Raw genomic sequence first — 8491 nt, 5'->3', positions numbered from 1 at the left:
AGGGTAACTGCGGATAGATAAGCCATGGATGAGAATCTTTATCAACAACAAATGTGCCCGCAGTCTAACCAAGTTTTATCGCTGCGCCAATCAGTCTTTTAGCGGTACGACCAGCATATCGACTGGTGAGCAGTTAATCAGCTGTCGAGTCGAAGATAGAATCTTGCTCCAGAAATCTTGGTGATGACCACAAACCACCAAATCGATACTGTAGTCTTGAATGGTATCGCACAGCTCATTACTCAAATCGCCACTACCGACTAAAGTATGGGCAATTGGGTATTGCGCATATTCAGCGAAGTTTGCCAATTGTGTGCGCGATGCTTCCATTGCTTGATGTTGCGCTTCTGCCATATTGATATCGATAAGCCCGGTGTAGAGTTCTGCGTAGTTCACGTCGATGTGAATAAAAGAGACTTTCGCATCCAGAGGTTTAGCCAGTGATACGGCTTTCTTAATCAACACTTTACTGTCGTCTGAAAGGTCGACTGCCACAAGTATGTGTTTGTAACTCATATTGCTATCTCCTTGTAAGGTCATAGTTTTAGATTAGCACCAACCCCAAAAAAAATTTGCTGAAGTGATCTCATATCGGTGCCGTAGGTACAAAGTCTTGTCTCAGTAATCATGTTATAGTGGCGTTATACCCAAGTGACTTTGATATGCTGAAATAAGCGTAGTGTTACTGACTAGAGTTGAAGTGAAACTTCGCCGTGTCTGCCAGACCAAGCTATTCTCGCAGCGTCATTTATTTCGAGGTTACTTGGGTATATTGCATGCACAATAATAGGAGTTAACATGCTGTCTCAAACTATGGTCGAACAATTGAATGAGCAAATTAACCTAGAATTTTTCTCATCCAATCTATACTTACAAATGAGTGCTTGGTGTGAAGACAAAGGTTTTGAAGGTGCGGCTGAATTTTTACGCGCTCACGCCGTAGAAGAAATGGAGCACATGCAACGCCTATTCACTTACGTGAGTGAAACTGGCTCAATGCCAATCTTAGGCGCTATTGATGCGCCAAAGCATGACTTTGCGAGCCTAGGTGACGTTTTCCGCGAGACATTTGAACATGAGCAAATGATCACGGAAAAAATCAACAAACTGGCGCACGTTGCATTTACTAGCCAAGACTACTCAACGTTTAACTTCCTACAGTGGTACGTGTCAGAACAGCACGAAGAAGAGAAGTTGTTTAAAGGGATTTTAGATAAGATCGAACTGGTAGGTGAAGACGGTAAAGCGTTGTTCTTCATTGACAAAGATCTAGCACAAATGGCGAAAGAAGGTTCATCTTCAATCATGGATGCTCCAGCTGCGTAAACGCGTTTTGGGACGTTGTAAGTAGCGGGTAAAGACGAAGTGTTGATCGTCTTTTTCTCTTGAGCATTGTTGAAGATGTAGGGAGGAAAAGATGATCAGTGGAGACACAATCTTATTTGCGCTAATGGTGGTAACTGGAGTTAATATGGTCCGGTATCTCACCGCTCTTCGTTCTCTAATTTATATCATGCGTGAAGCGCATCCGCTGTTATATCAGCAAGTTGATGGTAATGGTTTTTTTACTACTCATGGAAATGTCACCAAGCAGGTGAGGTTGTATCACTACATTAAAAGTAAAGAATATCATCATCACCACGATGAAATTTTTACTGGTAAGTGTGAAAGAGTGCGTGAATTGTTTGTTCTATCGACCGCGTTGCTCGGCGTGACGCTACTTGCGGCCTTCATTCTCTAAGAGTCAATAATCCAGAAGTTGTTCTGTCTGAGATTTTGCGGACATACAGAGCGCTTAGAGTTTAAGCGCTTTTCCCTTTCGGTATTTGTCGGTAGAATGTCGCGCCTAGAAAGCAAGGATGTGCAATGTGCACATCCTTTTTTATTTTGATTCGATACCAATCAGTCTAAGAGCTACCGATGAGTAAGAAATTTGATGTTGTTGTAATTGGCGCAGGCGCAGCAGGTTTAATGTGTGCTGCAGAAGCAGGCAAGCGAGGCCGCCGTGTTTTGGTGCTCGATCATGCTAAAAAGCCAGGACGTAAAATCCTTATCTCGGGCGGTGGTCGTTGTAACTTCACTAACTACGACGTTTCAGCTAATCACTATTTGTGTCAAAACCCGCACTTTGTTAAGTCGGCGCTCTCCCAATACACTAACTGGGATTTCATCTCGATGGTGTGTAAACATGGCATTGAGTTCGAAGAGCGTGATCACGGCCAGTTGTTTTGTGTCGATGCATTTACGGCCAAAGATATCGTGAAGATGTTGTTAGCTGAGTGTGACATGCCGAACATCGAGCAGCGTTACCAATGCGATGTTCATTCGATTGAAAAAATTGATGAAGGCTTTCGTTTGCATGCTGGTACTGAGATTGTCGAATGTGAGTCTTTAGTTATCGCAACAGGTGGCTTGTCGATGCCAAAACTGGGAGCGACACCATTTGGTTATAAAGTCGCGGAACAATTTGGTCTTCGAGTTATTCCAACCACGGCAGGGCTTGTACCATTTACTCTGCATAAAGAAGACAAAGAAGACTTTGCTGAGTTATCCGGTATCGCGGTACCTGCGGAAATTACGGCTGAAGATGGCACCATGTTCAAAGAAGCCCTGTTGTTCACACATCGTGGGTTATCTGGTCCAGCAGTGTTACAGATTTCTTCATTCTGGCGGGCCGGACAAAAGGTGTTGATCAATCTTGTGCCAAACGATGATGTTGCTGAGTTATTAGAACGCAGTCGTGAGAAGCATCCAAATCAGTCACTCAAGAATACGCTTGCCAAAGTGCTGCCTAAGCGTCTGGTTGAAGTCTTAATTGAACGTAAAGAGCTAGTCGATAAACCGCTAAAACAGTTCAATCAAAAGGAGCTTGCGGCGATTGTGGAGCGCCTAGAGCATTGGGATATCGCCCCGAATGGCACTGAAGGCTACCGAACTGCGGAAGTGACACTCGGCGGTGTCGATACTGATCACTTATCCTCGAAAACCATGGAATGCAAAGACATTAAAGGGCTTTATTTTATTGGTGAGGTGATGGATGTGACTGGTTGGCTAGGGGGCTACAATTTTCAGTGGTGCTGGTCGAGCGGCTTTGTTGCGGGGCAGTGGGTTTAATCAAACACCAAACGCAGCCTAACTGCATAAAAGATAAGATACAAAAAGAGCACTGAATAAAAGTCAGTGCTCTTTTTGTATTCCCATAGCGAGTTACTCGTCTTGATACTTTTCGAGTTTGTTATAGAGCGTTTTCACGCTAATGCCTAACTCCTGCGCTGATTCCGTTTTATTGCCTTGATTCTCTTCAAGGGTATTGAGAATGGCGGCTTTTTCTAGCTCTTCTAGCGAAACGCCCGCCGGAACAAGGTCTTCGATGCTGGTGCCTGTTTCCAATGGTGGTGTGTCGAAGATAAGGTGTTCATCTCGGATGGTGTCATCAGCCAAAATAAATGCACGCTCGATCGTGTGTTTGAGCTCACGGACATTACCTGGCCAGTCGTGTGCAGCGATTTTTTGGATCGCAGAGTCAAGAATCGTTTTGGTTTTTGCCTCATTGGCGTTGCGGTGCGCGATAAAGTGCTTGGCCAGACCGACGATATCACCGCCTCGTTCTCGCAGTGGCGGTATCGTTAATGGGAAATGCGATAAGCGGAAAAACAGATCTTCACGCAGGAACTGCTCCTCAATGGCGATTTTAGGATCACGGTTTGTAGCAGCAATGATGCGAGTATTAGCGATATGAACCGTATTACTGCCAACTGGGCGATACTCTCCGGTTTCTAGCACCCGTAATAGCTTCACTTGATGCTCGATAGGCATCTCGGTGATTTCATCTAAAAATAGGGTGCCGCCCTCTGCCTGCTTAAATACACCTTGGTGAGTTTTATTTGCTCCGGTAAAAGCGCCTTTCTCATGGCCAAACAGTTCACTATCAACCAATTCAGGGCTAATGGCACCACAGTTAATCGCTATAAAGGGCTGTTGTTTACGCTCACTCGCTAAGTGGATGGTCTGCGCCACCAGTTCTTTGCCTGATCCACTTTCACCGACAATAAGGACGTTGGCTTCTGTTTTAGCAACGCGCCTGATCATACGATAGAGCTGATGCATCGGAGAGGAAGAGCCGACCAAAAGACCAAATTGGTCAAGATCGCTGGTGGACACTTTACGCCCTTGATCTTGTTTGTGTTGATAGTACTGGCTGACTTCGCTCAGGGTGTCCGTCAGAATGGCAATATCAACGGGCTTTCTGTAGTGAAAAATAGCACCCAAGTTCATCAGCTTATCCAAGTTCTCGTTTGGAGCGCCTGAGCTAATGATGATCAAGTCCATATCGTAGATGTCTTCGATATTAGAAAGACGTTGATAATCTGCACTAGTAAAGTGGGCGACTTCAACAATCGCAACTTCCGGTTTGAGTTGTAGGAAATCTTCAATCCATTGGTCTGCGGCATCGATGTCATGCAGACGAAATTTGTTCAGTTCCTGGCAAGAAGCGATGGCATTTTTAAGTGATGGATCTTGTATTCTTAGAAACAGGCTTGGCATCGACATAGAAATGTCCTCTTTACTATGACAGAAACAATGTACGTGGATTATTCTCACTTCACAAGACAAAATATTGTCAGCATAGATTTAAGGATTTGTTCGGTATTTTTATGTTGTTAGCCCCTTTTTGATATATATCGGTGAGAGCCATCAGTAGATATTTCCTTTTGTTCAGATTTTTATTTTTTAAATAATAATTTTGCTATTAATTGATTCTGGAGAAATAGCCTTTCTGTTTTATCAGGTTATTTAGGCACAAGTGACGGAGGCTTTATCACCGATTAAAAATTACATTTTTTACGTGTAAATAATTCATGCTTATACTTTATTGCTCATCTCATTTTTACCTCTTTCCTTTATTAGTCAATTAAAAACAATGAGTTATAAAGTTGGCACATGGTTTGCTCCTAGGGAAGTGCAACGTCAATAAAGGAGAATTACCATGAATAACATCGCAGCTAAAATTGTACTTACGTCAGTTCTTGCTACTTCATCTACAGCAGTCTTAGCGAGTGATAAATGGGAAAAAGAATCCATGGACGCTTGGCTAGATGGTAAAGCTGAAACCACACTACTGCTAAACAGCAATCTCAACTCTTTTGATATCAATACCGATGTAGAGAATCAGGTCGTTACCCTTTCTGGTTCGGTAAACAATGATCTTGAAAAATCACTTGCCGAAGAGCTTGTTACTGGTCTTGATGGTGTGAAAAAAGTAAACAACGAATTGTCAGTAGTGAATGAAGGCAAGAAAGAAACTGATTCAGAAGCTTTAGCTACACTGACCGATTCTAAAATCACGACTATAGTTAAAACGCGCCTACTAATGGATACCAATGTGAGTGGTACGGATATTGATGTAACGACAGAACGCAAAACGGTAACGTTGGCAGGTAAAGTTAATTCAGATGCGGAGCATGATCTTGCAATTTCAATTGCAAATAACACCAATGACGTAAATAAGGTGATTGATAAGCTAGAAGTGGTTCAATAATAGCGAGCCGAGTGATTTAACCCACTTTTATTAGGAGGTAACACTATGGTTCGTTGGATGTTTATTTTTCTGGCACTGGCACTAATTTCTGCACTATTAGGCTTTACCGGTATTGCAGGAGCTGCTGCCTCTATCGCGCAAGTGATATTTTACCTATTCCTATTGTCATTAATTGTATCAATAGTGATTGTTCTGCTGGGAAGAAAAAACGTAAATAGATAGGAGATTCCATGCGACTTACGTCATTTGTTTACCGTATCGCCGCAGTATTCGGTTTGGTGTTTGCGTTGGCAGCTTGTAGTGAAGAAGGGCCAATGGAACAGGCCGGCAAAAAGATAGATGAAGCCGCCGAAGAAACCCAAAATGCGATTGAAGATGAATGTGAAAACATTAAAGAAAATCTAAACGCTGAAGACCAAGACTGTTAGCCGAATCAGGTTAGGTTTTTTACGCATAGCTATGTAAGAGAGGGGCGGTCAATAACCGCCCTTCCTTTTGTCCCAATTGTTTACAATCAGATAAGGAGTCAAAGATGAAAAACATATTTGATGTACTGAAAGAGAGTCATGAAAAGCAACGCCTTTTACTCGATGCTCTGATGGAAACGTCTGGAGATTCCCCCGCTCGTGAAGAGTTTTATCACAACCTTAAAGAGGAACTCGAACAGCACGCAGCGGCAGAAGAGCGGTTTTTCTACGCGCCTTTAATAGATAGTGATAAGACCATTGATCTCACTCGCCATGGCATCGCAGAGCATCATGAAATTGATAAAGTGATTGCACAGCTTGATGCAACCGATATGAGCTCGCCAGCGTGGCTCAACCTAATGAAAACCTTGCGTCACAAAGTGTTGCACCATCTTGAGGAAGAAGAGCAGCGTTTCTTCCAGTTAGCCGGTAAGGTAATGACCGATAAGCAGAAAATGAAACTAGCGGATGGTTATGTTGAAGAGATGGTAAGCTAGGTAGAGTGTTGGACCTTTTCGTGCCATTTCGGCACGGGAAGGCACTCAATCAAGGCGTTTACTAAAGTTCATGTATCCAAGCTCAATCCCCCGCGTATTCTAACTTCCACTAAAAAGTGCACTCGCTGAAGGCAAGGAGAGCGAATGTTTATCATCAAATATTATATTCTTGGCGCTCTGATCAGTTTATTGGCCGCTATCTATACGCCTCAAATTATCGTTAGTTTGCTGTTCTTATGGATATCGCTTTCTTTAGCGTTGGTCAGCGTAGCCTACGTATTCGACATTCCCTCTATTTTTAGAAAAAACCAAGATGGCAAGATTGTCAGGTGGATTCGCTGGGCATTCATCCCATTTCTATTGGGGGCTAGAGCGTATAACGCCTGGGAAAGACGGCGTGATACAGTGCCTCCAATCCAAAAAGTCAGCGACAATTTATACCTATCTCGCCGTTTGTTTCAGAGTGACTTAGATTTTCTCGAATCCAATGAAATCTCTTGTATTGTCGATGTCACCGCAGAATTTGCAGGCCTTGAAAGTGCGATGACCGACAAGCAGTTTCATTACCTTTCGATTCCGGTACTCGACCACAAAGCCCCAACGCTAGAGCGCCTTCGCCATGCGATTAACTGGATTGATACTCAAATCTCGTGCTCGCGGGCCGTGGTTGTGCATTGTGCGTTAGGGCGTGGTCGTTCAGTGTTTGTTGTGGCGGCGTATTTACTGAGCAAAGACCCGTCACTGACGGTTGAATCCGTGATGAAAAAAATCAATGACGTACGTAGTACCGCGAGATTGAATAAATTACAGATTAGGACGTTACGAGCGATCAGTGAAAAAGGCGTACTGGGGCTGGATCAATCCACTTGGATGGTGGTTAACCCTGTTGCAGGTGGCGGCAAATGGGAGGAAAACGAACAGCACTTGATTCGTGAGCTAACCAAAAAATATCGCTTGAGTATTCATCAAACCACCACAAACCTCAGCGCCGAGCAGCTAACACAACAGGCAAAAGAAAGTGGAGCTAAGCAAATCATCGTAGCTGGTGGCGATGGCACAGTAACAGAGGTGGCTAGCCAATTGGTGGATACCGACCTAAAACTCGGTATTGTTCCGCTCGGAACTGCCAATGCGTTATGTCATGTGCTCTATGGCGTTGGCGCCAAATTCTCACCGGTCGAAAAAGCGTGTGAAGCGTTGCTTGGCGGACACTGCCAACGTATTGATACTGCGGAATGTAATCAGCGGCTTATTTTGTTGGTCTTAGGCATTGGGCTAGAACAGAAAATGATCGAGCACGCTCAGCGAGAAGAGAAAAATGTTTTTGGACAACTCGCTTACCTCGCCGGCTTTTTTAATGCTGTAGTGGCGGAAGAAACGCAAGCTTTAACCGTATCGTTAGACGCTCCAACTGAAGATGGAAACCACGACAAGAATACACAAACGCTTGAAATCCATAGTTTTGTCGTTGCGAATATCGCTCCATTTAGTACGTTGCTTGCCCAAGGTGGTGATGCGCCGCAGCCTGATGATGGCAAGCTGCATATTACATATTTAGATAACACCGAGTCTTTAGGCGGACGTCTTATCGCCTTGTCGGATCTGACATTAACGAGCGTAGGCGCACAGGAAGAATCGACACATTTTCAATACGCGACGGCTCAGAGTGTCACTATTTCTGCGAATAAGCCGATTGAGTATGTGATTGATGGTGAACTGTATTCTGATGAGCAACTGGCAATCAAGCTGCGTCCAAAGTCATTGAACGTATTTGTTCCAAGCCAGAGACGTAAATCAGCTTCGCTTTAACACTGTAATCCGCGGATAACGCGCCATTTGCTTCGTATTCTACATGGCGCTTTTTCTGTGTTGTTTGATGATTTGGTGTGCGTCGTAAAAAGGCTATCAAGGTCGCTGCGTAGTAGATGCAGCGGCTTTTTTTCTATCTGCACCTTTTACTAGGTTGATTGGGGATGTGGTTTAAACAA

The 8491-nt window shown here is 43.9% G+C and carries 10 protein-coding genes; 8 read left to right on the top strand and 2 right to left on the bottom strand.

Annotation, left to right across the window (positions count from 1 at the left end; translation table 11 throughout):
- Nucleotides 1–90 precede the first annotated feature (90 nt).
- Nucleotides 91–516, bottom strand: coding sequence for a universal stress protein UspA (gene uspA / locus R7E47_RS11245; RefSeq protein WP_005379165.1), 426 nt, complete (start codon nt 514–516; stop codon nt 91–93).
- Nucleotides 517–798: 282 nt separating this feature from the next.
- Between uspA and ftnA the strand changes: the two genes are divergently transcribed.
- The 3 genes from ftnA (at nt 799) to R7E47_RS11230 (ending at nt 3114) form a co-directional block, all read left to right on the top strand.
- The gene (gene ftnA / locus R7E47_RS11240; protein ID WP_005379167.1) at nt 799–1326 is read left to right on the top strand and encodes a non-heme ferritin; all 528 of its coding nucleotides are present in this window, start codon (nt 799–801) and stop codon (nt 1324–1326) included.
- 91 nt (nt 1327–1417) lie between these two features.
- Nucleotides 1418–1741 carry a universal stress protein UspB gene (uspB, locus tag R7E47_RS11235; protein ID WP_005379169.1) on the top strand — a complete coding sequence of 108 codons (324 nt, stop codon included), beginning with the start codon at nt 1418–1420 and terminating at the stop codon, nt 1739–1741.
- A 179-nt stretch (nt 1742–1920) separates the two neighbouring features.
- Nucleotides 1921–3114, top strand: coding sequence for an NAD(P)/FAD-dependent oxidoreductase (locus R7E47_RS11230; RefSeq protein ID WP_005382944.1), 1194 nt, complete (start codon nt 1921–1923; stop codon nt 3112–3114).
- A gap of 93 nt (nt 3115–3207) precedes the next feature.
- Here the strand turns inward: R7E47_RS11230 and R7E47_RS11225 are convergent, their stop codons facing one another.
- A complete protein-coding gene (locus tag R7E47_RS11225) occupies nt 3208–4551 on the bottom strand; it encodes a sigma-54 interaction domain-containing protein (protein ID WP_005382945.1) in 1344 nt (447 codons plus the stop codon).
- Nucleotides 4552–4987: 436 nt separating this feature from the next.
- Between R7E47_RS11225 and R7E47_RS11220 the strand changes: the two genes are divergently transcribed.
- The 5 genes from R7E47_RS11220 to R7E47_RS11200 all read left to right on the top strand — a co-directional run bounded on the left by R7E47_RS11220 (nt 4988) and on the right by R7E47_RS11200 (nt 8312).
- Nucleotides 4988–5539, top strand: a complete 552-nt coding sequence (locus R7E47_RS11220) for a BON domain-containing protein (RefSeq protein WP_005379174.1) — start codon at nt 4988–4990, stop codon at nt 5537–5539.
- A 45-nt stretch (nt 5540–5584) separates the two neighbouring features.
- Complete coding sequence (locus R7E47_RS11215; protein WP_005379177.1) at nt 5585–5761, top strand: DUF1328 family protein; 177 nt, start codon at nt 5585–5587, stop codon at nt 5759–5761.
- An 8-nt stretch (nt 5762–5769) separates the two neighbouring features.
- Nucleotides 5770–5967, top strand: a complete 198-nt coding sequence (locus R7E47_RS11210) for a hypothetical protein (protein WP_017821108.1) — start codon at nt 5770–5772, stop codon at nt 5965–5967.
- Between the two features lie 104 nt (nt 5968–6071).
- On the top strand, nt 6072–6503 hold the full coding sequence (locus R7E47_RS11205; RefSeq protein ID WP_017821107.1) for a hemerythrin domain-containing protein: 432 nt from the start codon (nt 6072–6074) through the stop codon (nt 6501–6503).
- 144 nt (nt 6504–6647) lie between these two features.
- Entirely contained in the window at nt 6648–8312 is a 1665-nt protein-coding gene (locus tag R7E47_RS11200) for a diacylglycerol kinase family protein (RefSeq protein ID WP_318084294.1), read from the top strand.
- Nucleotides 8313–8491: the final 179 nt, after the last annotated feature.

The sequence above is a fragment of the Vibrio sp. Vb1026 genome (assembly GCF_033338745.1).
GTDB classification, from domain to species: Bacteria; Pseudomonadota; Gammaproteobacteria; order Enterobacterales; family Vibrionaceae; genus Vibrio; species Vibrio alginolyticus.
Note: the sequence above shows the minus strand (reverse complement) of the source record. Positions and strands in the feature narration are given on the sequence as shown.

Excerpts from the sequence above, each read along its gene's own strand:
- uspA (WP_005379165.1), bottom strand. The coding sequence starts at position 516 with ATGAGTTACAAACACATACTTGTGGCAGTCGACCTTTCAGACGACAGT.
- uspB (WP_005379169.1), top strand. The coding sequence starts at position 1,418 with ATGATCAGTGGAGACACAATCTTATTTGCGCTAATGGTGGTAACTGGA.
- R7E47_RS11225 (WP_005382945.1), bottom strand. The coding sequence starts at position 4,551 with ATGTCGATGCCAAGCCTGTTTCTAAGAATACAAGATCCATCACTTAAA.
- R7E47_RS11205 (WP_017821107.1), top strand. The coding sequence starts at position 6,072 with ATGAAAAACATATTTGATGTACTGAAAGAGAGTCATGAAAAGCAACGC.
- R7E47_RS11210 (WP_017821108.1), top strand. The coding sequence starts at position 5,770 with ATGCGACTTACGTCATTTGTTTACCGTATCGCCGCAGTATTCGGTTTG.
- R7E47_RS11220 (WP_005379174.1), top strand. The coding sequence starts at position 4,988 with ATGAATAACATCGCAGCTAAAATTGTACTTACGTCAGTTCTTGCTACT.
- R7E47_RS11215 (WP_005379177.1), top strand. The coding sequence starts at position 5,585 with ATGGTTCGTTGGATGTTTATTTTTCTGGCACTGGCACTAATTTCTGCA.
- ftnA (WP_005379167.1), top strand. The coding sequence starts at position 799 with ATGCTGTCTCAAACTATGGTCGAACAATTGAATGAGCAAATTAACCTA.
- R7E47_RS11230 (WP_005382944.1), top strand. The coding sequence starts at position 1,921 with ATGAGTAAGAAATTTGATGTTGTTGTAATTGGCGCAGGCGCAGCAGGT.
- R7E47_RS11200 (WP_318084294.1), top strand. The coding sequence starts at position 6,648 with ATGTTTATCATCAAATATTATATTCTTGGCGCTCTGATCAGTTTATTG.